At 71.0% G+C, this 24,245-nt stretch carries 17 protein-coding genes; 1 reads left to right on the forward strand and 16 read right to left on the reverse strand.

What is annotated here, in order from left to right:
* The 3 genes from MJ604_RS24300 to MJ604_RS14715 form a co-directional block, all read right to left on the reverse strand.
* Positions 1 to 2,523, reverse strand: coding sequence for a response regulator (locus MJ604_RS24300; protein ID WP_243059246.1), 2,523 nt, complete (start codon positions 2,521 to 2,523; stop codon positions 1 to 3).
* 99 nt (positions 2,524 to 2,622) lie between these two features.
* Positions 2,623 to 5,163 (reverse strand): response regulator, encoded by a 2,541-nt coding sequence (locus MJ604_RS24305; RefSeq protein ID WP_243059247.1) that lies wholly within the window; start codon positions 5,161 to 5,163, stop codon positions 2,623 to 2,625.
* Positions 5,164 to 5,273: 110 nt separating this feature from the next.
* The gene (locus tag MJ604_RS14715) at positions 5,274 to 7,796 is read right to left on the reverse strand and encodes a response regulator (protein ID WP_243059248.1); all 2,523 of its coding nucleotides are present in this window, start codon (positions 7,794 to 7,796) and stop codon (positions 5,274 to 5,276) included.
* 152 nt (positions 7,797 to 7,948) lie between these two features.
* Here MJ604_RS14715 and MJ604_RS14720 point away from each other — a divergent pair, with 152 nt between their 5' ends.
* Positions 7,949 to 8,842 carry an alpha/beta hydrolase gene (locus MJ604_RS14720; RefSeq protein ID WP_243059249.1) on the forward strand — a complete coding sequence of 298 codons (894 nt, stop codon included), beginning with the start codon at positions 7,949 to 7,951 and terminating at the stop codon, positions 8,840 to 8,842.
* Between the two features lie 21 nt (positions 8,843 to 8,863).
* Here MJ604_RS14720 and MJ604_RS14725 read toward each other — a convergent pair whose 3' ends face one another.
* The 13 genes from MJ604_RS14725 to MJ604_RS14785 all read right to left on the reverse strand — a co-directional run bounded on the left by MJ604_RS14725 (position 8,864) and on the right by MJ604_RS14785 (position 24,171).
* Positions 8,864 to 10,099, reverse strand: a complete 1,236-nt coding sequence (locus tag MJ604_RS14725; protein ID WP_243059250.1) for an aromatic acid/H+ symport family MFS transporter — start codon at positions 10,097 to 10,099, stop codon at positions 8,864 to 8,866.
* Between the two features lie 285 nt (positions 10,100 to 10,384).
* Positions 10,385 to 11,113: a FliA/WhiG family RNA polymerase sigma factor gene (locus MJ604_RS14730; protein WP_243059251.1), complete on the reverse strand. Its 729-nt coding sequence runs from the start codon at positions 11,111 to 11,113 to the stop codon at positions 10,385 to 10,387.
* Between the two features lie 39 nt (positions 11,114 to 11,152).
* A complete protein-coding gene (locus tag MJ604_RS14735; protein ID WP_243059252.1) occupies positions 11,153 to 12,829 on the reverse strand; it encodes a M23 family metallopeptidase in 1,677 nt (558 codons plus the stop codon).
* Between the two features lie 16 nt (positions 12,830 to 12,845).
* Positions 12,846 to 13,235, reverse strand: coding sequence for a hypothetical protein (locus MJ604_RS14740; RefSeq protein ID WP_243059253.1), 390 nt, complete (start codon positions 13,233 to 13,235; stop codon positions 12,846 to 12,848).
* A gap of 77 nt (positions 13,236 to 13,312) precedes the next feature.
* Positions 13,313 to 13,756, reverse strand: coding sequence for a prepilin-type N-terminal cleavage/methylation domain-containing protein (locus tag MJ604_RS24310; protein ID WP_308194142.1), 444 nt, complete (start codon positions 13,754 to 13,756; stop codon positions 13,313 to 13,315).
* Between the two features lie 149 nt (positions 13,757 to 13,905).
* Positions 13,906 to 15,684 carry a hypothetical protein gene (locus MJ604_RS14750; RefSeq protein ID WP_243059254.1) on the reverse strand — a complete coding sequence of 593 codons (1,779 nt, stop codon included), beginning with the start codon at positions 15,682 to 15,684 and terminating at the stop codon, positions 13,906 to 13,908.
* Positions 15,681 to 16,358: a hypothetical protein gene (locus MJ604_RS14755; protein ID WP_243059255.1), complete on the reverse strand. Its 678-nt coding sequence runs from the start codon at positions 16,356 to 16,358 to the stop codon at positions 15,681 to 15,683. The genes MJ604_RS14750 and MJ604_RS14755 overlap by 4 nt, the downstream gene beginning before the upstream one ends.
* Before the next feature lie 44 nt (positions 16,359 to 16,402).
* Positions 16,403 to 17,626 (reverse strand): carboxypeptidase regulatory-like domain-containing protein, encoded by a 1,224-nt coding sequence (locus MJ604_RS14760; protein ID WP_243059256.1) that lies wholly within the window; start codon positions 17,624 to 17,626, stop codon positions 16,403 to 16,405.
* 44 nt (positions 17,627 to 17,670) lie between these two features.
* Complete coding sequence (locus tag MJ604_RS14765) at positions 17,671 to 18,891, reverse strand: type II secretion system F family protein (protein WP_243059257.1); 1,221 nt, start codon at positions 18,889 to 18,891, stop codon at positions 17,671 to 17,673.
* A gap of 2 nt (positions 18,892 to 18,893) precedes the next feature.
* Positions 18,894 to 20,009, reverse strand: a complete 1,116-nt coding sequence (locus tag MJ604_RS14770) for a type IV pilus twitching motility protein PilT (RefSeq protein ID WP_308194143.1) — start codon at positions 20,007 to 20,009, stop codon at positions 18,894 to 18,896.
* A gap of 852 nt (positions 20,010 to 20,861) precedes the next feature.
* On the reverse strand, positions 20,862 to 22,547 hold the full coding sequence (locus tag MJ604_RS14775) for a GspE/PulE family protein (RefSeq protein ID WP_243059258.1): 1,686 nt from the start codon (positions 22,545 to 22,547) through the stop codon (positions 20,862 to 20,864).
* A complete protein-coding gene (locus tag MJ604_RS14780; RefSeq protein ID WP_243059259.1) occupies positions 22,547 to 23,041 on the reverse strand; it encodes a hypothetical protein in 495 nt (164 codons plus the stop codon). Before MJ604_RS14780 ends, MJ604_RS14775 begins: the two co-directional genes overlap by 1 nt.
* Positions 23,041 to 24,171, reverse strand: coding sequence for a type IV pilus twitching motility protein PilT (locus MJ604_RS14785; RefSeq protein WP_243059260.1), 1,131 nt, complete (start codon positions 24,169 to 24,171; stop codon positions 23,041 to 23,043). The genes MJ604_RS14780 and MJ604_RS14785 overlap by 1 nt, the downstream gene beginning before the upstream one ends.
* Between the last annotated feature and the right edge of the window lie 74 nt (positions 24,172 to 24,245).

A 24,245-nucleotide genomic window follows, 5' to 3' on the forward strand; every position in this document is an offset into this window, starting at 1 on the left:
TCAGCGGACGGGCACCCAGCGTTCGAGCGCCTCCTCCATCGCCGCCATCTCGATCGGCTTGGAGATGTAGTCGTCCATCCCGGCGGCCAGACAGCGCTCGCGCTCGCCCTCGGCCGCGCCGGCGGTCATCGCGATGATCGGCGTGTGCCGGGTGCTGCCCTCCATCCGGCGGACCTCGCCGGTGGCCCGGTAGCCGTCCATGCCCGGCATCTGCACGTCCATGAACACGGCGTCGAACGTCGAGCGCGCCAGTGCGGCGACGCCGGAGACGCCGTCGTCGGCGACCTCGACGGTGTAGCCGAGCCGCTCGAGCATCCCGATCGCGACGATCTGGTTGATCTCGCCGTCCTCGACCACCAGCACGCGGCCGCGGCCGGTGCTGACCGGCCGCACGACGCGCTCGGGCCTCGGCTCGTGCACGCCGCTCACGACCTCCAGCAGCGCGGTGTGCAGCTGGGACACGTGCACCGGCTTGGTCAGGGTGGCCGAGATGCCCGCCCTGCGCGCCTCGGTGGGGCCGACCTTCGAGTCGGACGTGAGCAGCGCCAGGCCGGTGCCGGCCACGTCCGGGTCCGCCGAGATGCGCCGCGCCAGCTCGACGCCGTTCATCTCCGGCATCCAGTAGTCCAGCACCGCGAGGTCGTACGGCGTGCCCAGGCGGGCCGCGCCGCGGAGCAGCGAGAGCGCCTCCACCCCGCTGCCGGCCACCGCGACGTTCATGTCCCACGCCGCCAGCTGGTCGTGCAGGATCATCCGGTTCGTGGCGTTGTCGTCGACGACGAGCACCCGCAGGTCCTTGAGGGCAGGCGTCGGTCGCGGGGTGATCGCCTTGTCCTGGGCGAACGCCAGCGGCACCGTGAACCAGAACGTGCTGCCCTTCCCGAGGTCGCTGTCCACGCCGATCTCGCCGCCCATCGCGGTGACCAGCTGGCTGCAGATCGCGAGCCCGAGCCCGGTGCCGCCGTACTGCCGCGTGGTGGAGGAGTCGGCCTGGGAGAACGGGTCGAAGAGCTGCGCCTGGTTGTTCCGGGCGATCCCGATGCCGGTGTCGGCGACCTCGAAGCGGACCAGGACGCCCTCCTCGGTGCGGCTCTCGAGGTGGGCGCGGACGACGACCTCGCCGGATGCCGTGAACTTCACGGCGTTGCCGGCCAGGTTCAGCAGGACCTGGCGCAGCCGGGACGGGTCGCCGCGCAGCCCGACGGGCAGCTGCGGCGAGCAGTACGCGAGCAGCTCGAGCTTCTTCTCGCGGGCCTGGCCGGCGACCAGCTCGGCGACCTCCTCGATGACGTGCACGAGGTCGAGGTCGATCTCCTCGAGGTCCAGGTGGCCGGCCTCGATCTTCGAGAAGTCGAGGACGTCGTTGATGACGGTCAGCAGCGCGCCACCGGCGGTGCGCACGCCCTCGGCGTACGTCCGCTGGCGCGAGTCGAGGTCGGTGTCGAGCAGCAGCCCGGTGAGTCCGATGACGCCGTTCATCGGGGTGCGGATCTCGTGGCTCATCGTCGCCAGGAACGCCGACTTCGCGCGGGACCCGTCGAGGGCCTCGTCGCGTGCGGCGGCGAGCTCGGTGCGCACCTTGCTCTCGACGTACAGCAGCCGAGCGGTGCGCCCGAAGACGAGCAACGCGAGGATCATCATGATCGCCACCGACTGGAGCGGCGGGAGCATCGGTCGGTCGGTCACGCGGTTGATGATCAGCTGGACCGGGGGGATCAGCAGCGGCAGGACCGCGAAGCCCAGCCGCGCGAACCACGGCCGGGTCGTCTCATCGAGCGCCGGCTCGGGGTCCGTGACCTCGGGTCGGAACGCTGCGGTCGCCATCAGGATCGACCCGATGGTGCGGAGGATGTCGAAGACGACCGAGACGTCCTGGTCGTAGCCGACGAGCAGGTAGCCGAGGTCACCCGCCATCCAGAGGCAGATGCCGATCGCGAACGGGAAACCGAGTGCGGCGCGCGTCCGCGGCATCCACAACGCCCGGATCACCAGCGCGATCAGCACCGCGTCGGCGGCCGGGTAGATCGCCTGGACCATGCGTTCCAGCTCGGGCGCGGAGCCGTCGGTCAGGATCTGCCGGACGGTGATGTTCCAGAAGAGCAGCATGCTCAGCACGACGATCGTGAGCACGTCGATCACCGCGTCGACGTCCACCCGCAGCCGGTCGCCTCGCCGGGTGGCGGTGACGACCAGGAGCGCTGCCGCGAACGCGACGTAGCCGGAGAAGTAGATCGCGTCGGCGGGGGAGACGGTCGGGTCGTCGCCGATCAGGTAGGTCGCGACGACCCACGCGAGGTCACCGAGGCCGGAGGCCGCGAGCCCGGCGGTGAGCAGCCCCGGCAGCAGGCGCGCGCCGCGGGGTGCCCTGGCGGTGCCGATGCCGGCGATGACGACGGGGAGCAGGACGACCGGGTAGGCCAGGAGCCGGCCGACGCCCTCCGGCTCGAGGACGTAGAGCAGTGCCAGCACCGCGAGGATCGCCGAGAACGCGACGATCACCCGGGTCGACACGGATCGACGCACCGGACCTCCTCGGGCAGGCTGCAGGTACCTGTCCCATCGGCCGGTTCAGCGCGGACCTTCGCCCGAACGGGTGGGGGTCGTCTGTGATCTGGGTTGCAGTCAGGGCACGCGGACCCAGCGGGCCAGCGTCTCCTCGATCGTCGCGAGCGCGACCGGCTTCGAGATGTAGTCGTCCATGCCGGCCTCGAGGCAGCGCTCGCGGTCACCCGCGATGGCGCCGGCGGTCATCGCGATGATCGGCGTGTGCTGGATCTCGCCCTCGATCCGGCGGATCCGCTGGGTGGCCTCGTAGCCGTCCATGTTCGGCATCTGCACGTCCATGAACACCGCGACGTACGACGTACGACGGATCGCCTGCACCGCCTCCATGCCGTCGTTGGCGACCTCGACCTTGTAGCCGAGCCGCTCGAGCATGCCGGTCGCCACGATCTGGTTGATCTCGCCGTCGTCGACGACCAGCACCAGCCCGAGGCCGACGTCGACGGGCTCGGCGGGCGCGTCGGTGCGGGGCGCGGGCACGGGGCGGGGGCTCATCACCTCGTGGAGCGTGGCGTGGAGGCGGGCGAGCTGCACCGGCTTGCTGAGCATGGCGACGATGCCGGCCTCGCGGGCCTCCTCCTCGGTGAGGTTGCCGCCGGAGGTCATCAGCGCCAGGCCGGTGCCGGTGAGGATCGGGGCCGCGGTGATCTGGCGGGCGAGGTCGAGCCCGTTCATGCCCGGCATGGTCATGTCGATGATCGCCAGGTCGAACGGCTGGCCCTGGCGGGCCGCGTCGATCAGGGTGTTGAGCGCGGTGGCGCCGTTGTCGACGACGGTGACGTCCATGCTCCACGCCGCCAGCTGGTTGCGCAGGACCAGCCGGTTCGTGGTGTTGTCGTCGACGATCAGCGCGCGCAGGCCGTTGAGGAGATCGGTACGCCGGGCCGGCACGATCGAGCCGTCGCGGGCGAGCTCGAACTCGACCGTGAACCAGAACGTGCTGCCCTTGCCGGGCACGCTGTCGACGCCGAGCTCGCCGCCCATCGCGGCGACCAGCTGGTGGGAGATCGCCAGGCCGAGGCCGGTGCCGCCGAACTGGCGGGTGGTGGACGAGTCGGCCTGCGAGAACGGCTCGAACAGCCGGCCCGAGCTCTCCTCGGCGATCCCGATGCCGGTGTCGACGACCTCGAAGCGGACGGTCACGGTGCTGGGGCCGCTGGACTCGAGGTGGGCGCGGATGACGACCTCGCCGGCCGAGGTGAACTTCACCGCGTTGCTGGCCAGGTTCAGCAGGATCTGACGCAGCCGGGACGGGTCGCCGCGAAGCCCCAGCGGCAGCTGCGGCGAGCAGTACGCGAGCAGCTCCAGGTCCTTCGCCCGGGCCGGCTCGGTGATCAGCTCGGCGACCTCCTCGACGACCTGGACCAGGTCGAAGTCGATCTCCTCGAGCTCCAGGTGGCCGGCCTCGATCTTGGAGAAGTCGAGGACGTCGTTGATGACGGTCAGCAGCGCGTTGCCCGCGCTCTTCACGCCGTCGGCGTACTGCCGCTGGCGCTCGTTGAGGTCGGTGTCGAGCAACAGGTCCGTGAGGCCGATGACGCCGTTCATCGGGGTGCGGATCTCGTGGCTCATGGTGGCGAGGAACGCCGACTTCGCGCGGGAGCCCTCGAGGGCGGCGTCGCGCGCGGCGGCGAGCTCGATGCGGGCGCGCGCCTCCAGCTGCAGCAGCCGGGCGGTGCGGGCGAACGTGAGCACGGCGAGCACGGTCATGCCGACGATCGCCTCGCCTGCGGGGATCGTGCGCCCGTTGACGGCGATCACGTTGTAGAGCACCAGCGCCGGCGGAACCATCAGTGGCAGCACGGCCAGACCGAGGGTCCGCATCGGGATCTTGGTCGTCAGCTCGAGGGGCGCCTCGGGGCCGGGGCGGACCTCGGGCCGGAACGTCGCGGTGGCCAGGAAGACCGAGCCGATCAGCCAGATGACGTCGAAGAGTGCGGTCGCCTGGGTGCCCGCCTCGCCCGGGAACGGCACGTAGCCGACGTGGGAGAGCAGCCAGCACCAGACGCCGATCGCGAAGGGGAGGCCGAGGGCGTCGCGGCGACGCCGCGTGGTCGACGCGCGAAGCACGAGGGCGAACATCGCGGCGTCGACGATCGGGTAGGTGGCGGTGACGAACCGGGTGAACCCGGACGCGGATCCGTCGGTCACGATCGCGCCGATGGAGATGTTCCAGAACACCAGCACGCTGACGACGACCACCGTGACCGAGTCGATGACCGCGTCGACGTCCAGCTTGGTCCGGTCGCCGCGCGACACCAGCGTCACCTGCAGCAGCGCCGCGAGGATCGCGGCGTACCCGAGGAAGTAGAAGGTGTCGGCGACCGAGGCGTCGGGGACGCCGCCGTCGCGGTAGACGAGCCGGGCCACGAAGAAGCCCAGCGGCAGCATGCACAGTCCGGTGGCGATCAGCCCCGGCGCCAGGCGGGCGCCGCGCGGGGCCCGCATGGTGCCGATCACGGCCACGATCGGGGGCAGCGAGGCGCCGAGGTACGCGAACCGGGAGATCAGCCCGTCGGGAGTGATCAGGTGGATGACCGCGGGGATCACGGCGAACGCCCAGAGGACGACCACGGGGCGCGGCCAGGTGTTCGGTCGCACGGGTCCTCCTTCAGGTGCGCAGGGTCCTAGTGCTCCTTTCCATCGGCCGCTGTGTCCTCATCCTTTGGGGTAACGGACAGGACGATGTGGAAATCCTGTGAGGTGGCTTTTTAGCGGGCGGGGACCCAGCGTGCCAGCATCTCGCGCACCGTCGCGATGTCGATCGGCTTGGAGACGTAATCGTCCATGCCGGCCTCGAGGCAGCGCTCCCGATCCCCCTCGACGGCGCCCGCGGTCATCGCGATGATCGGGGTACGCCGGGCGGCGCCCTCGGCCCGCCGGATCGCGGCCGTGGCCTGGTAGCCGTCGAGGCCGGGCATGTGCACGTCCATGAGCACGGCGTCATACGCCTCGCGCTCCAGGGCGGCGACGGCCGCCAGCCCGTCCACGGCGATCTCGACGGTGTAGCCGAGGTGCTCGAGCATCCCGGTGGCGACGATCTGGTTGATGTCGCCGTCCTCGGCGACCAGCACGCGGCCGCGCCCGGTGCCGACCGGCGCGGCGGGGTCGGCGGTCGGCTGCCGACGGGCGCTGACGACGTCCTGGAGGATCGTGTGCAGACGCGAGAGCTGAACGGGCTTGGTGATGCTCACCGCGATCCCCGCCGCGCGCGCCTCGGTCTGGCTGACGTCGGGCCCGGAGGTGAGCAGCACCAGTGCGGTCGCGGACAGTGCGGGGTCCGCCGACACCTCGCGAGCGAGGTCCATGCCGTCCCTCTCGGGCATGCACAGGTCGAGGACCGCGAGGTCGAACGGCCGGCCCTGGCGGACCGCCGTACGCGCCGCGAGCAGCGCCTCCGCGGCGGTGTTCGCCACGGTCACCCGCATGGCCCAGGCCGTCAGCTGGTCGTGCAGGATCATCCGGTTGGTCGCGTTGTCGTCGACGACGAGGACGCGCAGCCCGCCCAGCAGGTCGGTACGACGGGGAGGCGTGACCGACTCGTCCTCGGCGAACCGCAGCGGCACCGTGAACCAGAACGTGCTGCCCTGGCCGGGGCGGCTGTCGACACCGATCGTCCCGCCCATCGCCGTGACCAGCTGGTGGCTGATCGCGAGGCCGAGCCCGGTACCGCCGTACCGGCGGGTGGTGGAGGAGTCGGCCTGCGAGAACGGCTCGAACAGTCGGGTCGCGTCGTCGGCGGCGAACCCGATCCCGGTGTCGACGACCTCGAAGCGGACCAGCACACCGTCGTCGGCGCGGCTGTCGAGGTGGGCCCGGACGACGACCTCGCCGGCGGAGGTGAACTTCACCGCGTTGCCGGCGAGGTTCAGCAGCACCTGGCGCAGCCGCGACGGGTCGCCGCGCAGCCCGACCGGCAGCTCGGGGGAGCAGTAGGCGAGCAGCTCGAGGTTCTTCTCCTGGGCCGGCTCGGACACGAGCTCGGCGACCTCCTCGATCACCCGGACCAGGTCGAAGTCGATCTCCTCCAGGTCGAGGCGGCCGGCCTCGACCTTCGAGAAGTCGAGGATGTCGTTGATGATCGTGAGCAGCGCGTTGCCGGCGCCGCGGACGCCCTCGGCGTACTGCCGCTGCCGGGCGTCGAGCTCGGTGTTCAGCAGCAGGCTGGTGAGGCCGATGACGCCGTTCATCGGGGTCCGGATCTCGTGGCTCATGGTGGCGAGGAACGCCGACTTGGCCTGCGACCCCTCGAGGGCGGCGTCGCGGGCGGCGGCGAGCTCGCCGCGGGCGCGGCTCTCGGAGCGCAGCAGCCGTGCGGTGCGCGCGAACGTCAGCAGCGCCAGGGCCGCCATGCCGACCACGATCTCGATCGCCTGGGCCTGCTCGCCGGCGAGGTCGGTGAGCAGCAGCAGCGCCGGCGGCACCATGAGCGGCAGGATCGCGATGCTGAGCGTGCGCAACGGGGAGCGGGGCGCGAGCTGCTCCGCGGTCTCCGGCTCCTGCGTGACCTGGGTGCGCCAGGTCGCGGTCGCCATCAGCATGGCGCCGAGCATCCAGCCGACGTCGAGGAGCGCGGAGACGGTGCCCTCGACCTCGAGCACGTAGTAGCCGAGGTCGGCGGCCAGCCAGCAGCAGACGCCGATCGCGAACGGGATGCCGAGGACCTGACGGGTACGTCGCTGCGAGAGCAGGCGGACCGCGAGGGCGAGCAGCACGGCGTCAGCGACCGGATACATGGCCCAGACCGCTCGCGTGAACGCCGGCACGGTCTGGTCGGCGAGGATCTCGTTGACGGAGACGTTCCAGAGGATCAGCAGGCTGACGACCACGACCGTGAGCGCGTCGATGACCGCGTCGACGTCGACGCGGAGCCGGTCGCCGTGGCGGACGAGCGTCATCACGAGCAGCGCACCGGCGAGCCCGACGTAGCTGCCCGTGTAGGCCAGGTCGGCGACGGACACGTCCGGCTCGGTGCCCTGCCAGTAGAAGTACATCCAGATCAGGTCGCCGAGCGCGGAGCCGACGAGACCGGCGGTCAGCAGGCCGGGGATCAGGCGCCTGCCCCGGGGCGCACGCAGCGTGCCGACCAGTCCGACCACCGGCGCCAGGCCGACGATCGCCAGGTAGGTGACGTCACCGACCGTCCCCGTGGGACGGGCGAGGTGCAGCACGACGAAGGCGCCTGTCAGCACCCACGCGGCCACCATCAGCCCCGACCAGCCGCGCCTCTGCATCCGGTCCCCCCTCCCCGTCCACGATCCTAAAGTTCCTGTTCGGCGGACAACCGGCGTTCTGGAATCATTTACCCATGAGGATGAGGCTGCGGCCGGGGGTCCGCGCGATCGATCGGGTCATGAAGGCGAGTCCCGCGCTCTCCGTGGCGAGGATGAGTCCGGAGCAGCTCACGAAGGTGCAGTCGACGATCATCCCGGACGGTGGGCCCGCGAGCCTGTTCCTCGGCCGCCTCAAGCCTGGGGTGGCGGTGCGGACGTCGATGTTCTCGGCACGGCACGGCGAGCTCCCGCTGCGGATCTACACGCCCGAGGTCTGGTCGCGGACGCCGCGCCCGGTGGTCGTGAACTTCCACGGCGGCGGCTTCGTGCTCGGCAGCGCCCGGCAGTGCGACTGGAGCTGCAGCATCGTCGCCGGTGAGCTCGATGCGGTCGTGGTGTCGGTCGACTACCGGCTCGCGCCGGCGCACCGGTTCCCTGCGGCGGTCGAGGACTGCTACGACGCGTTCCTCTGGGCGGCGGGGCACGCTGCCGACCTCGGCGGCGACCCCGCTCGCCTGGCCGTGATGGGCGACAGCGCGGGCGGCAACCTCGCCGCAGTCGTCTCGATCCTCGCCCGCGACGAGGCCGGTCCCGCGATCGCGCACCAGACCCTGATCTATCCCGTCACGGACATGACCGATGCGGTCCAGCAGGACCGGTCGTACGTCGAGAACGTCCGCGGCATCGTGCTGTCGAACGCCGACATGGAGGTGTTCCATGGCCACTACGTCACCGAGGACGCCGACCCCACGGACTTCCGGCTGTCACCACTGCACGCCGAGGACCTCAGCCGGCTGCCTGCCGCGCTGGTCGTGGTCGCCGGGCTCGACCCGCTGCACGACAGTGGAGTCCGCTACGCGCAGGCGCTCGCCGACGCCGGCAACCAGGTGCGCGTCGAGGACTTCCACCAGATGCCGCACGGGTTCGTGAGCTTCCCGTACTTCAGCAAGGGCGCCCGGCCCGCGATGGACGCGGTCGTCGCCTCCCAGCGCGAGGCGCTCTACTGATTCCCGGCTACTGGCTCCCGCCTACTGGCGCACCCGGACGTGCGCGGGGACCGTCGCCAACGCGACGACCGCGAGCAGCGCCGCTGCTGCGAACACGTAGAAGCCCCACGGGTAGGCGATCCCGGCCGTGACCAGAGCCCCGGTGAGCGAAGGGCCCACGATCGCGCCGACCCGGCCGACGCCGGCTGCGAGCCCGAGCGCGGTGCCGCGGATCTCCGGCGGGTAGAGGTGGCCGACGAACGCGTAGACCAGGACCTGCGCGCTGAACACGAAGACGCCGGTCACCAGCACCGCGAGCAGCACCAGCGCATTGCTCTCGATCTTGATCGACAGCAGCGCCAGGCAGACCGCGGCGATGCCGAACCACGCGAGCACGGTCGGCTTGTTGCCGCGGGCGTCGGAGACGTGGCCGGCGACGACCAGGCCGATCACCGCCCCGAGGTTCAGGACGAGCAGGAGCGTCGTACCAGCGTTGATGGAGTAGCCGGCCTCGCCCATGATCTTCGGCAGCCAGGTGTTGAGGCCGTAGACCAGCAGCAGCCCCATGAACGACGCGACCCAGAGGCCGAGGCTCACGCGCAGGTACGGTCCGCGGACGACCTCGACGGTGCGCACGGCGTGCGACGTCTCGGCCTCGCGGGAGTCCAGGAACGCGTCTGACTCGGGCAGCTTGAACCAGAAGAACGGGACGGCGACCAGGCCCGCGACGCCGCCGATCACGAACATCGACTCCCAGCCCCACTCGTCGATCACCACCAGCGCGAGAAGGGCGGTCAGCACGGCGCCGACGTGGTAGCCGGTCATGGTCCGCGTCATCGCCCGGGCGCCGCGGTCCTCGGGGGCGTACTCCGACATCAGCGCGAGCGCCGACGGCAGGCAGGCGCCGAGTCCGAGGCCGGCGAGGAAGCGCAGTGCGATGAACGTGTCCACGTTGGTCGCGAACGCGGTCGCGATCGTGAGGACGGAGAACCAGGCGACGCACCCGATCAGGCTGCGGCGCCGGCCGAACCGGTCGGCGAACGGACCGATCAGGGTCGCCCCGATCCCGACGCCGACCAGGCCGATCGTGGACGCGGTGGTCAGGGAGGCGTCGGTGAACCCGAGGTCCCCGGTCGCGCTCAGCGTCGGGATCACGGCCCCGATCACGACGAGGTCGAAGCCGTCGAGGGCGACGGCGATCCAGCAGAGCGCGACCGGCCACAGGCCGCCGGCAGGTGAGCGCCGGGTGGTGGTCGCGGAGGAGGTTGAGGTGGACATGGGCCCCTGGTGCCCGGGTGTTCCGGGCGTCACACCGGAGGGTTCCGCTGAGCGGAATCCTCGATCCCGGCAATGACGTGTCGCTGGCCTGGGGCCGGTCCCGCCGGCATCTCCTGTCGCAGTTTCACCATGGTAGGTAGGTGAACCTGCACTTCACATGGTGTGCAGGCCATGTGAAGTGCAGGTTCGTCTGCATCACATGGTGAACCAGTGACCGACACCAGCGCCCCCGGGCCGACAGCGGACGAACAAGGGCAGCGCCGGAGGGACCCCGCGCGTCCGGCCTCAGCCCGCCTGGGCGACGAGCTTGCGGCGCAGGGTGAGGGCGGCGCGGCTGTGCAGCTGGCTGACGCGGGACTCGGTGACGCCGAGGACCTGGCCGATCTCGGCGAGCGTGAGGCGCTCCCAGTAGTAGAGCGCCACCACGATCTGGTCGCGCTCGGGCAGCTCGCGGACGGCGGCGAGGAAGCCGGGTGGGATGTCGTCGTCGGCGCCCGGGAGGTCGCTGGTCGCGCGCGGCGTCTCCTCGTCGTCGACCGAGGTCTCGAAGCTGACGACGCTGGTGTGCGCGGTCTGGCTGTAGACCTTGCGGAGCTCGGCGACGGTGATCGAGAGCTCCTCGGCGACCTCGGAGTCCTTCGGGGCGCGGCCGAGGCTCTTCTCGAGCTTGGCGTGCGCGGCGTCGATGTCGCGGATCTTCTCGCGCACCGACCGCGGCACCCAGTCCGATGCCCGCAGGCCGTCGACGATCGCACCGCGGATGCGCGAGACGGCGTACGTCTGGAACTGCAGGCCGCGGTCGGGGTCGAACTTGTCGATCGCGTCCATCAGGCCGATCACGCCGTCGGAGACCAGGTCGGACTGCTCGACGGCGGGCGGGAGACCGGAGCGGACCCTGCCGGCGACGAACTTCACCAGCGGCGAGTACTGCACGACGAGGCGGTTGCGCGCCTCCATGTCGCCGTCCTTCTTGTACCGCTCCCAGAGCGCGTCTACGGAGTGCTCGGTGTCCACGGCGGTCACGTTATCGGCAACGGCCGAGAAGTCCCGCAGTCACCCGCCGTCGGACTCGGTGTCCGGTGCAGCGGAGAGCAGGCGTACGGCGATCGCGGCATCGCAGGGCAGCAGCGTGGTGCCGCCGGTGAACGCCGGGCAGAGCGCGGTGTCCGGTCCCTCCGACAGGCCGAGGACCGGTGCCGGGTCGTACGACGCGCCGTCCAGCCGTACCTCGAAGTGCAGGTGTGGTCCGGTCGTGTTGCCGAGGTCGCCGACCAGGCCGACCGGGTCGCCGGCGGCGACGACGTCGCCGGTCACCAGGTCGGTGCTCGAGAGGTGTGCGTACCAGGTCTCGACGCCGCCGCCGTGGTCGATGCGCACGAGGTTCCCGGCCCAGTCGGGGTGCTCGACCGTGACGAGGCCGGGGCCGGCGGCCACGACCGGAGTGCCGGTCGGTGCTGCGAAGTCGAGACCCGTGTGCTCGCCGGAGGACCAGAGGCTCCCGGTCTCGCCGAAGGACGTCGTGAGGACGTAGGAGTCGGGCGCCATCGGCAGCACGAGCGAGCCTCCCGCGGACACCGCTGCGTCGGTGCCGCACCGGCCGCCGGCCGGCGCTTCGGCGCGGTGGCCGCCGGCGGGGACGCCCGGACGGCGTACGCCCAGGACGTCGGTGCCGATCGGCCGCACCGACGCGATGCCGGTCGTGGGGTCGGTGAGAACGGCCCGGCCGTCGCCGACGTACAGCCCGGTCGCGTCGATGCCCTCCGCGCGGCTCCCGAGGACGACCACGTCCCCGGGCAGGGCCGCGTCCTCGGCCACCGGGCGCAGCTGCTCCCATTGGCCCTCGGCGTCCGCGGGAAGCGCGACGGCGGTCCAGGCCTGGGCGACCAGGCCGCCGCAGGTGCTGGTCGTGGGGTCGGTCGTGTCGGCGACGCCGACGCGGTGGAAGGCCTCGGACACCGCCCGCACCGTCTCGGCGGGCAGCACGGTCACCGGCGCGCTGCCGGGCAGATCGATCTCGGCGACGCCGGGGGAGAGCTCGTTGTGGAGGTCGCGCACCGGCTCGAGCGGGGCCTGCAACGACTCCGGATCGGCGAGCTCGCGCGCCGTGGGCGGCACGATCGCGTTGCGCGCGACGGCGCGCAGCTGTCGGTGCCAGGCGCGCTGCGCCCCGCGGTTGAGCCGGTCCTGGCTCGCGTCGACGACGTCGTACGACGGGCTGAAGGCCGAGCGCTCGATCGCCGCCTGCGCTGCCTCCTCGGCCGTCCACGAGGCCTCGGCGAGCTGCTGCTCGCGCTCGGCGCGCTCCCACGCGACCCGCGCCTCCTCGGCGGCGTCGATCGCCTCGGTGAGGGCGGCGGCTCCCCGGTCGGCGAGCTCGAGGGCGAACTCGGCGTTGTCGGCCGCATCTGCGGCGAGGTCCAGGTCGGACGGTCCGGAGCCGAGCAGGTCGCCGATCGTGCCGAGGAATCCGCCCTCGTCGTCGCCGACGACGGTGCGCAGCCGCTCGGCCTCGTCGGCGGCACGCTGCGCGCTCTCGGCGAGCCGGGCGCTGTTGGCGCTGAGGGCCGCGACGCGTTCGCGGGCTTCGTCGTACGCCGCGCGCGCGGAGTCCGACGGCGCCGCGGAGAGCGTCAGGCCAGGGGAATCCGGTGCGGACCGGGCCGGACCGATCGGGGCGACGAGGACGAGCGTCGCGGCGAGGCAGGTCGTGGTGCGCTGCAGCCAGGCCATCGAGGTCACCTGCGCGTCACTCGTCGAGGAAGGCGATCTCCTGGAGGAGCGTCATCGAGTGCCGCTCCTCGGGATCGTGGAGGTCGGGCACCGGCAAGGCCGGCACCGCGAGCGCGGGCACCGGAATGGCGGGCGCGGGCGCCGGGATGGTGGGCACCGCGATGGTGGGCACCGCGATGGTGGGCACCGCGAGGGATGGGGTGGTGGCGACGGCAGGTACGGCGGTCCCCGGGAAGGCTTCCGTCTCTGTCGTCGCCACCACCACGACGGGGGCGTCGGGCGCGCTGCGAGACGCCGTCTGCTGGACCCCGAAGACCGTGCGCACCACCGCGGCCATCTCGAGCAGCAGGCGCTGGGCCTGGTCGTGCTCGAGCATGGTGGCCGATTCGTGGGTCACGAGGTCCATGGCGAGGTCCTTGGTGGGAGTTGGTCACCGCGGGCCGGACGGCAGCGTTGCCGGCCGGCCCGCGGTAGCTCAGTGGGTCAGGCGACCGTCGGGCACGGGGTCGCCGAGAACTCGCTGTCGAGCCCGCCTGCCTCGGACTTGTAGAGGAGGTACTTGGCGGAGTCGCTCGACGCCGGGTTGATGACCGAGATGCAGTAGGAGCCGATGGTGGCGCCGTTCTCGAGCACGATCGCGTTGCCGTCGCTGGAGGTGAAGCCCTCGAGCGGGGAGCCGGCGGCACCCGTGGCCTCGGCGGCGAGCGTGGTGTCCGTGACCTTGTCGGTCGGGTGGTCGGTCATCCACGTCTCGACGGACGTGGCGGCGTTCTTCAGGTCCGACTTCATCGAGGAGTCGACCCCCTTCTCGCGCTGGTTGAGGAACAGGGGGATCGCGATCGCGGCGAGGATGCCGATGATCACGATGACGACGAGAAGCTCGATCAGGGTGAAGCCCTGGTCCTTCTCCTTCAGGGCCTTCTGCATCCGAGCAAGCATGGCGGGTCTCCTGGGGGGTGATGGTGCTGTGGTCTGTGCCGATCCCTCGGGGGCGGGACTGTGGCTTTGTCACCCCAGTTCTCGGAGTGTGACGTGCACGACTTGAGGGATTTCGGGGAACTTTTTCCAGGCTTTCCTCAGTCGTCGTAGCGGGGCGTGATCTCGCCGAACGTCTTCATGCCCCACGAGGACCGCACCGGGTCCAGGAAGTACGGCGGCGGCGCGTAGCGCAGCCGGCTGTCGTAGTTGTAGTTCTTGTCGTAGCCCGTGCCCGAGCTTGTTCCGACGGCTCCCCGGAAACGCTGGGCGATGGTGCCGAAGATCGTGAGCTTGCCGAGGCCGGCACCCACGTCGTACTCCTGCACCTCGAAGCTGTGCTGGAGCGTCAGGATCGCGGCCTGGAGGACCGGGTCGCGGAACGTCGTGCCTCCCAACGACGACGGTCGACTCATGTTGGCGCCTGGGCCCCACGCGACGCAGTTGTCGTAGCGGTCCTCCCTGGTGCACACGGTGGTGACCGGGTGGTAGATCTGCACGGAGTTCGAGGAGACCAGGCCGAGCGCGTCGGTGCCGTTCTGGCCGCCCTGGTAGGTCACGTTCCCCACGACCACGATGTTGTTGTCGGCCGAGATCGTGACCCGGCCCTTGAGCGTGCCGTCGAGGTACACGGTCCCGTAGCGACAGTTGGCGTCGGGGTTCGCCGAGCGCTGGTTGTAGTCCCCGGACTGCGGAAGCGAGCCGTTGGTGGTGGTGGAGCCGGTCGCGCTCCAGGTGCCTGTCGCATCGATCGACTTCGCCGGGCACGCGCCGCTCGACGGCTGCGCCTGGCTCGCCGGCACGTCCTGGACCATGATCAGGTTGTTCTGCGGGACGTTCACGGTCTGCGGCCACGAGCTGTTCGGGTTGCCGCAGCCCGGGTTCAGGGTCTTGGACCAGCGGCTCCAGACCTTCATCGTCGCCGGACCGGAACCGGTCGGGGCGATGAACTGGATGCGGGTGGGGCCGGTGTAGAGGCAGCCGAGCGGCGGCTCGGGGTCCAGGCCTGGTGTGACGTACTTCCGGAGGTCGCCGATGCTCTCCGGGATCTCGACCTCCTCCCGGTAGGCGATGCCCTTGTCGAAGGTGGGATGCACCGAGGAGTAGGTGTCGAACGTGTAGCACTTGTACGCCTGGGACGGTCCGTTCGCGGTCTTGCAGGACGGCCGGGACGTCGTGACCGTGCCCTTGAACCGCGGGCCTTGCCGGCTGGAGTTGTCGCGCAGCAGCATGGTGTCGTTGGTGTGCAGCGGGCCGTTGATGACGTCGTCGCCGGAGAAGGCGATGTTGGTGCACGTGGGGTGGTCCGGCCGTTTCGGATCGGCCCAGGCGTAGCGCGCGCAGTAGGCCTTCTCGGTCGGGTTCGAGTAGTCAGCGGGATCCTTGGTCTCGTACACCGTGTAGTACAGGAACTCGCCGAACCCGCCACGACGCAGGGTGACCTGGAGGCTCCGCGTGGAGTCCTGCTCGGTCCCGACGATCCGTCCGGTCGCGACCAGGTCGACCGTGCCGTCGACCGACGTGCTGGAGGTGTCCACGTCGTAGTGGAACTGGGCGTTCGTGGAGCCGGGTACGTCGAGCCACCCGGGCTCGGTCGCGCTGTTCCACCCGCAGGAGTTGGCGCGCGTCGTCGCGCCCTTGAGGGCCTGGTTGCTGCAATCGACCGTCTGCCAGTAGGTGTCGAGCTCGTTCAGTCGGGCCAGGTAGTCGTCGATGCCCGCCTCGGCAGCGGCGAAGGCCTGGTACCAGGCCGTCGACCGCTTCGCGTGCTGGTTGTTCTGGAGCCCGTAGTGGAGCGCGACGCTCACCACGAGCATGGCGACGGTCATCGCGGCGATGACCAGGAGCAGCGCTGAGCCCTCGTCGCGGCGGGTCGTCACGACGCCTCCACGAGCACGTTGATGTCCGCGTTCGGCAGTCGCACGCGTTGCAGTGTCGTGGCGGTCGGGTAGCTCGACCCGGGCCTGCTCTGCACGGTGATCGCGATGTCGGCGCTGGAGACTCGCGGCAGGTCGGCTGAGGCGATCGATGTACCGCTGATCCGCAGACCGTCGAAGTCGTAGTAGGTGAACACGGCGGCGGTCGGCCAGATCAGGCCGCGGGCGAGCGTCCGCACCCTGACGACGCAGGTGGGCTCGGTGGCCGGGTTGCAGAACCGGTAGTGCCCGTTGCCCGACGGCGTCGGGGGGATCGTCGTCTGGCGCAGGATCGCGGTCCCGCTGGCCTGCGGGTCCTGGAGCACCTCCAACGTGGTCAGGCTCGGGCCCTGCCCGGTGTTGTCGAGGTTGGCGTAGAACGTGACCCGGGTGCTGGACGCCTGAACGATCGCGGTGTCGGCGCAGCCGTCGCAGGACTGCGCGTCCAGCTGGTCGGGGAGCACGGCGGTGCGCAGCACCTTCCCGCTGGCCGCCATGCCTACGTCGCCCTGGGTGGAGTTGTCCAGGCGCACCTGCATGCCGGTCGACGTGCGGAGCCCGAGGATCGCCACCGACGCGATCATGGTCGTCAGGAGCATGAAGATGCCGCTCGCGACGAGGACCTCGATGATGCTCATCCCCTCATCGGGAGTAGTCGCCTGCTCCGGGTCGTGTCGCGGCGTCACAGGTTCACCACCACAGGTGCGCCCTGGCCGACGGCGACGTCGGGCTGCGGGCCCACCGTCCAGGTGCCGAACGGCAGGCTCGTCATCAAGACGCCCTCGGCGTTCGTGGTGCCCAGCTGGACCGTCGCGCCGGTGGGGCACAGCCGGTCGGCGGCATGGGTGGCGACGACGCTGGTGCCGGCGGGCGCGTGCACCTCGACCGCGCCGAGACTCACGACCGCGGGCGTCGTCGTACCAGCCACGGCCGGCACGGGGAGCGCCTCGCCGGTGAGGGCGGGGTTGCCGTCCTCGCAGCCGCCTGCCCAGACGACGTACCCGCTCGGGAAGGGCCACAGCTGAGCGGCGACCAGTGCCTGGCTGTCGGCGAACGTACGGGTCCCGATCGGCTGGAGCCCGCTGTTGCCGATCGTGACCGGGAGGACGGCGGCGCCGGCCGGGAGCTGGTAGCCCTCCGGTGCGGTGATGGTGGGCAGGATCCGTGCGGCCTGGTCGTACTGGATCACGCCACGCCAGAGCTGGCCGGCCTGGAGGTGCACGGTCGTCTGCGCGGTGGCGTCTCCGGCGAGGCTGACGAACCCGGGGTTCGATGCCGTGACGGTCCAGCTCCCTGCGGGGAGGTTCTCCAGGAGTGCGCAACCGTCGGTGGCGGTGACCTGGAGCGGCGCCAGCTGGCCGAGGCTGTTCTTCGCGGTCACCTGCACGCCCGGCTTCGGGTTGCCGAGGCTGTCGATGACCATCATCCCGATGTGGCTCTGGGTCTGCAGCGCCGAGTAGGTGCCCTTGGGCGGCGTCATCACCGTGTCCATCGTGACCGGCGGTCGACTGCCGAGGTCCGGCCAGCTGACCTTCACCGTGACGTGCAGGTAGGCCAGCTCGTCGGACGTGCCGTTGTCGCAGGGCGAGCTCGCACCGGCGCCGACGGCCTCCCACCGGGTGTCGCGCACGACCGTGAACGGGACCCCGTCGACGACGATCGGCCCGTTGGCCTGTCCACCGGGCAGCTGGTCGGGGTTCGTGGCGTCGCCGACGTCCTCCGGTCCGCGGAGCACCGACGAGAACGTGTCGCGGACGATCTCGAGCTCGCGCGAGGCGAGGTTGACCGCGGCCAGGCGGGCCTTGTCCTCGCGGGTCATGGTGATCGCGCTGCCGAGCACCGACAGCACCGAGGTCGACATGATCGCGAACAGGCCGATCGCGACGACGACCTCGATGAGCGTCATGCCGTCGTCCCGCGGCTCGCGTCGTTCTCTCCGGGCGCGCACGGTCAGCCGATCAGGTCGAAGACCTTGAAGATGGGCATGTACAGCGCGATGATCATCGACCCGACGATCGCGCCGAGGAACGCGATCATCAGCGGCTCGATCAGCGCGGTCAGCGCCTCGGTGGTGGCCTCGACCTCCTGGTCGTAGAACTCGGCGATCTTCGCGAGCATCTGGTCGATGGCACCGGACTCCTCGCCCGACGCGATCATCTGCACGACCATCCCGGGAAACACCTCGTGCTCGGCGAGCGGCCCGGCGACCGTCTCACCGCGGCGCACCGACTGCTGCACCTCGGCAAGTGCGCGCGAGATCACCACCGAGCCGGTGGTCTCGGAGACGATGTCCAACGCCTGCAGGATCGGTACGCCGGACGACAGCAGGGTGCTGAAGTTGCGGGCGAACCGCGCCAGCGCCAGCTTCTGGAACAGCTTGCCGAACACCGGCAGCCGCAGCTTGAGCGGGTCGACGACGTTGCGGACGCGCTCGGTGTGGCTGTACTTGCGCCAGAGCGCGAGCCCGACGACGGTCGCGACGACCAGGAACGGCAGGGCGAACCGCATCACGCCCGAGAGGAAGACCAGGATGCGGGTCGGGAGCGGGAGCTCGCCGCCGAGGTCCTCGAACATGTCCGCGAAGACCGGCACGACGAACACGAGCAGGCCGATGCACATGATGATCGCGAGGCAGAACACCACGATCGGGTAGGTCAGGGCGGCCTTGATCTTGCCGCGCAGCTTCACCTCGGCCTCGAAGTTGTCGGCGATCTGGCGCATCGAGGTGTCGAGGAAGCCGCCGGCCTCGCCGGCCTTGGTCATGCTGATCATCAGCGCCGGGAAGACCTCCGGTGACTTCGCGAACGCGCTGGACAGGCTCTGCCCGGTCTCGACGTCCTGCTTCACGCCGCGCAGCACCCGCCGCAGCTCCGGGTTCTCGACCTGGTCGGCCATGATCGTGAGCGCCCGCAGCATCGTCAGGCCGGCGTCGATCATCGTCGCGAACTGGCGCGAGAAGACCGCGAGGTCCCGGGTCTTCACGCGCTTCTTGCGCCCGAGCTTGATCTCGCGCTGGAGGCCGACGTTCGCGGGTCGCACCTCGAGCGGCACGTAGCCCATCGACCGCAACCGCTCGGCGACCGCGGCCTCCGAGACCGCCTCGACCTTGCCCTCGGTGAACTTGCCGCCGGCGTCGCGGACCTTGTAGCTGTACATGGTGGCGCCGGACATCGTCACTCCCAGCTGGCGTGGGAGCGCGTCACGTTCGCGCCCACCAGGGTCTCGAAGTCGTCCCGGTTCGAGCAGTGCTCGAGACCGGCCTCGTAGGTGATCCGGCCCTCCCGGACCAGCGCCGCGAGGTGGGCGTTGAGGGTCTGCATCCCGTCCTTGGCGCCGGCCTGGAGCGAGCCCTGGATCTGCTGCAGCTTGTCGTCGCGGATCATCGCGCGGATGCCCGAGTTGCAGACCATCACCTCGACGGCGGCGACCCGCGCCGTACCGTCGACGGTCTTCACGAGCGTCTGGCACACGACGCCCTGGAGGGTCGCGGCGAGCTGGGTGCGGACCTGCTGCTGCTGGTCGGCGGGGAAGACGTCGACGATGCGGGTGATGGTGTCCTGCGCCGACTGCGTGTGCAGCGTCGCGAACACCAGGTGGCCGGTCTCGGCGGCGGTGAGCGCGACCGAGATCGTGTCGAGGTCGCGGAGCTCGCCGACCAGGATCACGTCAGGGTCCTGACGCAGCACGTGCTTCAGCGCGGCCCGGAACGCGTGGGTGTCGGCGCCGACCTCGCGCTGGTTCACCAGGCAACCCTGGTGCTCGTGCAGGAACTCGATCGGGTCCTCGATGGTCACGATGTGGCCGCGCCGCGAGCGGTTGATCCGGTCGATCATCGCCGCGAGGGTGGTCGACTTGCCGGAGCCGGTCGGGCCGGTCACCAGGACCAGGCCGCGCTTGAGGGTCGTGAAGCTCGCGAGCACGTCGGGCATGCCGAGCTTCTCGAGCGGGAGGATCTCCCACGGGATCATCCGCATCACGGCGCCGATCGCCTCGCGCTGGCGGAAGATGTTGACGCGGAACCGCGCATGACCGGGTACGGCGTACGCGAGGTCGAGCTCGAGCTCCTCCTCGAACACCTTGCGTTGCCGCTCGGTGAGGACGCCGTACAGCATCGTGCGCAGCTGCTCGGCGTCCAGGGCGGGGTAGCCCTCGAGCGCCGTCATCTCGCCGCGCAGCCGGACGGTGGGCGGTGCGCCGACGGTGAGGTGCAGGTCCGAGCCGCCGAGGCTCAGCACCGCGATCAGCAGGTCGTCGAGCACCAGCCGGGTGGTCGCCGGAGCCGGGGGCACGGCGGCGACGGGCGCCGGCGGCGGCGGGGCGAGGGGGGCGAGGGGAGCGAGGGGAGCGAGGGGGGCGACGGGCGCAGGCGCGACAGGGGCGACGGGCGCAGGCGCGACCGCCACGGGCGCGACCACGGTCGGTGCCGTGGCCGGGCCCCGGTCTCCGGCCAACGGCAGGCCGAATCCGTTCCGAGATGGGTCGGTCACATCGGAGTCTTCGGTCGGCAGCTCCTCCGACTTGAGGCTCAGGTCACATCTCGTGTCGGCGAGGTGGCGGTGGTCGAGGTGCGAGCGGATCGAGCCTCGACACCACGCGCTGACGACGCGACGAGCCGGTGGTCGAGCTTGTCGAGACCCGGTGGGTCGACGTCGGTGCTCGGTTGCGGGGGTCTCGACGACGCTCGCTGGCGTTCGCTGCTCGACCGACGTGGGCGCTTTGCGACGACCGGTGGTCGAGCTTGTCGAGACCCGGTGGGTCGACGTCGGCGCTCGGGTGCGGGGGTCTCGACGACGCTCGCTGGCGCTCGCTGCTCGACCGACGTGGGCGCTGTGCGACGACCGGTGGTCGAGCTTGTCGAGACCCGGTGGGTCGACGTCGGCGCTCGGGTGCGGGGGTCTCGACGACGCTCGCTGGCGCTCGCTGCTCGACCGACGTGGGCGCTGTGCGACGACCGGTGGTCGAGCTTGTCGAGACCCGGTGGGTCGACGTCGGCGCTCGGGTGCGGGGGTCTCGACGACGCTCGCTGGCGCTCGCTGCTCGACCGACGTGGGCGCTGTGCGACGACCGGTGGTCGAGCTTGTCGAGACCCGGTGGGTCGACGACGGCGCTCGCTGGCGCTCGCTGCTCGACCGACGTGGGCGCTATGCGACGACGCGGAGGATCTCCTCGATCGAGGTCCGGCCCTGCGCGACCTTGGCCCAGCCGTCGGCCTTCAGGGTGGCCATGCCCTGCTCGCGCGCGGCGCGGCCGATGTCGTCGGTCGAGGCCCGGTCGACCACGAGGCGGGAGATCTCCTCGGTCACGGTCATCACCTCGTGCAGCGCCATCCGGCCGCGGAAGCCGGTCTGCGAGCACGCCGAGCAGCTGCCGGCGCGGTACAGCGTCGGCAGCGCGTCGCCCTCGGTCCACGGGAAGCCGACCTGCAGCAGCTCGGCGGGCTCGGGGTGGTAGGCCTCCTTGCAGCGCTCGCACAGCGAGCGGCACAGCCGCTGCGCGACCACCGCGTCGAGCGCGGAGCCGACCAGGAACGGCTCGATGCCCATCTCGACCAGGCGGGTCACGGTGGAGGGAGCGTCGTTCGTGTGGATGGTCGACAGCACCAGGTGGCCGGTGAGCGCGGCCTCGACCGCGATCTGCGCGGTCTCGTGGTCACGGATCTCACCGATCAGCACGATGTCGGGGTCGGCGCGCAGGATCGAGCGCAGCGCGGAGGCGAACGTCAGGCCGGCCTTGGTGTTGGTCTGCACCTGGTTGATCCCGGGGAGCCGGTACTCCACGGGGTCCTCGACCGTGATGACGTTGACGTCCGTGCGGTTGAGCTGGTTCAGCGTCGCGTAGAGCGTGGTCGACTTGCCGGAGCCGGTCGGCCCGGTGGCGAGGATCATCCCGTAGGGCTTGGAGTACGACGCCCGGTAGCGTGCGTAGTTGTCGGCGCTGAAGCCGAGGTCGTCGAGGCCGAGCTGCGTGTGGGACGTGTCGAGGATGCGGAGCACGACCTTCTCGCCCCACACCGTCGGCAGCGTCGCGACCCGCAGGTCGACCCGGCGGCCCTCGTGGTTGACCGACATCCGGCCGTCCTGGGGGACCCGGCGCTCGGCGATGTTCATCTCGGCCATGATCTTGAGCCGCGAGATCACGCCGTTCTGGATGTTCTTGGGGGAGCGGTGCGCGTCGTGCAGGACGCCGTCGATGCGGTAGCGCACCCGCATGTCGCGCTCGGTCGGCTCGATGTGGATGTCGGACGCGCGGTCGCTGATCGCCTGGTTGATCAGCAGGTTCACGAAGCGCACGACCGGCGCCTCGTCCGACACCTCGGTGAAGCTCGCGAGGTCGTCGGCGATCTCGGCCTCCGGCACGAGGTCGGAGCTGATGTCGAGCAGCTCGCCCTCGGCGCGGTACACCTGGTTGATCCGCGCCTCGATGTCGGCGCGGTTCGCGATCGCGAAGCGGACCCGGGTGCGGGTGATCCGGCCCAGGTCGTCCTTGAGCTCGATGTTGCCGGCCTGCCGGATGCTGACCGCGACGACGAGCTCGCCGTCCTGGAGGGCCAGCGGCAGCACGTGCAGCCGGCGCGCGAAGTCCGCCGGCACCAGGCTCACCGCCGACACGTCGACGGCGAAGTCCGCGAGCTCGACGTACTCGAGCCCGGCCGACGTGGCCGCGGTCCGTACGACGGTCGTCCGGTCGACCCAGCCGCCGTCGATGAGTGCCTCGATCACCGTCTGGCCGCGCTCGACCGCGATCCGGGTCGCCTCGTCGAGCTGGTCCTGGGTGACGGCGCGCGCCTCGACGAGCGCGCGCACCGTGTCGCCGGACGGCACGGTCATCAGTCCGGGATCGCAGCCAGGGCGGCCGCCGGGTTCTCCCGGTAGCGCACGATCAGCTCGGCCGTGGCCTCGTCGATGCGCTGGTGCAGCGCACGCCGGTACTCGGTCAGCTGCGCCTCGGCCTCGGTGAGCCGGGAGACCGCGTCCTCGACCTGCTCGGGGTCGTGCGGGTCGACGTCGGTCGCCCACATCCGCGCCAGCTCGGGCAGCTCGGGCAGCGGGTCGGCCGCGTGCACGGCGACCAGCGCCTGCCGGCTCTGGCCGGTACCGGTGTCGCCGAGGACCCGCACCAGCTCGTCCAGCGTCAGCGGGTGGTCGGACCTCGACTCCGCCGCGAGCAGGTCGAGCCGCGCGTGCACCAGACGACGCCAGTACGACGCCCGGTCCTCCTCGGCCTCGAGCTTGTGCCGGTAGTCGCGCAGCTGCGCGAGGTCGAGCTCGGCCAGGACCTCGGACGGGACCGCGCTCGTGACGGTACGGCGGCGTTCGGTCATCAGGTGGTCTCCGCATCGACGAGCGCCGGGTCCACCCCGGCGCGCTTGAGCATGACAGTGAAGTCGTGGGTGTTGGAGCTGACGAGTTTGGCATCCCCGATCGAGACGCTGCCGTCGAGGACCAGGCGGACCAGGTGCTGGTCGAACGTCTGCATCCCGGAGTAGGCGCCCTCGGCGACGATGTCGGCGATGGTGTCGGTGCGGTCGGGGTCCGCGACGGCCTCGGCGAGCCGGGGCGTGTTCACCGCGATCTCCATCGCGACCGCCCGGCCCTGGCCGTCGGCGCGGGGCACGAGGCGCTGGCAGACGATGCCGCGCAGGGAGGCGGCGAGCCCGAGCCGGACCTGCTTCTGCTCGTGCGGCGGGAAGAAGTCGATGATGCGGTTGACGGTCTCCTTGGCGTCGGTGGTGTGCAGCGTCGACATCACGAAGTGGCCGGTCTCGGCCGCCGACAGCGCGGCGCGCACCGTGTCCGCGTCGCGCATCTCGCCGATCAGGATCACGTCCGGGTCCTGACGCATCGCGGCCCGCAGGGCGATGCCCCAGTCGGCGGTGTCGGTGCCGAGCTCGCGCTGGTTGACCGACGCGACCTTGTCGCGGTGGATGACCTCGATCGGGTCCTCGATCGTCAGGATGTGCACGGGCCGGACCTCGTTCACGGCGTCCACCATGCCGGCCAGCGTCGTGGTCTTGCCGGACCCGGTCGGGCCGGTGACCAGCACGAGTCCGCGCGGCTCGAGCGCCAGCGACCGGATCACGTCGGGCATCCCGAGGTCGGCCAGCGAGCGGGGCTCGTCACCGACGAGGCGCAGCACGCAGCCGACCGTCCCGCGCGAGCGGAACGCGTTGGCGCGGAACCGCCCGATGCCGGGTACGGCGAGGGCGTAGTCGGCCTCGTTGGTCGCCAGGAACTGCGACTCGACCTCGGCCGTCATGGTCTCGCGGACCAGGGACTCCAGGGCGTCGGCGGTGAGCGGCTCGACCTCGAGGGGCACCAGCGAGCCGCGGATCCGCACGCGCGGCGGCCCGCCCACCTTGAGGTGCAGGTCGGAGCCGTGGTTCACCACGACCGCCTGCAGGAAGGGAGCGATCCGGAGGCTCGTCGCCGCCGTCTCCCGAGAGCTTGTCACGCGCCTTGTGTACCACGTCCGGAAGCGACTCCAGGACGGTCCGAGGAAAGTGCTGGTCCGGGCTCAAGTCACCG

Origin of the sequence: Nocardioides sp. SR21 (assembly GCF_022761125.1) — a bacterium.
Taxonomy (GTDB): domain Bacteria; phylum Actinomycetota; class Actinomycetes; order Propionibacteriales; family Nocardioidaceae; genus Nocardioides.

What these genes read in the sequence shown, in the direction of transcription:
- MJ604_RS14755 (WP_243059255.1), bottom strand. Translation starts at nt 16,358, where the DNA reads ATGAGCATCATCGAGGTCCTCGTCGCGAGCGGCATCTTCATGCTCCTG.
- MJ604_RS14775 (WP_243059258.1), bottom strand. Translation starts at nt 22,547, where the DNA reads ATGACCGTGCCGTCCGGCGACACGGTGCGCGCGCTCGTCGAGGCGCGC.
- MJ604_RS24310 (WP_308194142.1), bottom strand. Translation starts at nt 13,756, where the DNA reads ATGCAGAAGGCCCTGAAGGAGAAGGACCAGGGCTTCACCCTGATCGAG.
- MJ604_RS14780 (WP_243059259.1), bottom strand. Translation starts at nt 23,041, where the DNA reads ATGACCGAACGCCGCCGTACCGTCACGAGCGCGGTCCCGTCCGAGGTC.
- MJ604_RS14765 (WP_243059257.1), bottom strand. Translation starts at nt 18,891, where the DNA reads ATGTCCGGCGCCACCATGTACAGCTACAAGGTCCGCGACGCCGGCGGC.
- MJ604_RS14715 (WP_243059248.1), bottom strand. Translation starts at nt 7,796, where the DNA reads ATGCAGAGGCGCGGCTGGTCGGGGCTGATGGTGGCCGCGTGGGTGCTG.
- MJ604_RS14760 (WP_243059256.1), bottom strand. Translation starts at nt 17,626, where the DNA reads ATGACGCTCATCGAGGTCGTCGTCGCGATCGGCCTGTTCGCGATCATG.
- MJ604_RS14740 (WP_243059253.1), bottom strand. Translation starts at nt 13,235, where the DNA reads ATGGACCTCGTGACCCACGAATCGGCCACCATGCTCGAGCACGACCAG.
- MJ604_RS14720 (WP_243059249.1), top strand. Translation starts at nt 7,949, where the DNA reads ATGAGTCCGGAGCAGCTCACGAAGGTGCAGTCGACGATCATCCCGGAC.
- MJ604_RS14725 (WP_243059250.1), bottom strand. Translation starts at nt 10,099, where the DNA reads ATGTCCACCTCAACCTCCTCCGCGACCACCACCCGGCGCTCACCTGCC.
- MJ604_RS14735 (WP_243059252.1), bottom strand. Translation starts at nt 12,829, where the DNA reads ATGGCCTGGCTGCAGCGCACCACGACCTGCCTCGCCGCGACGCTCGTC.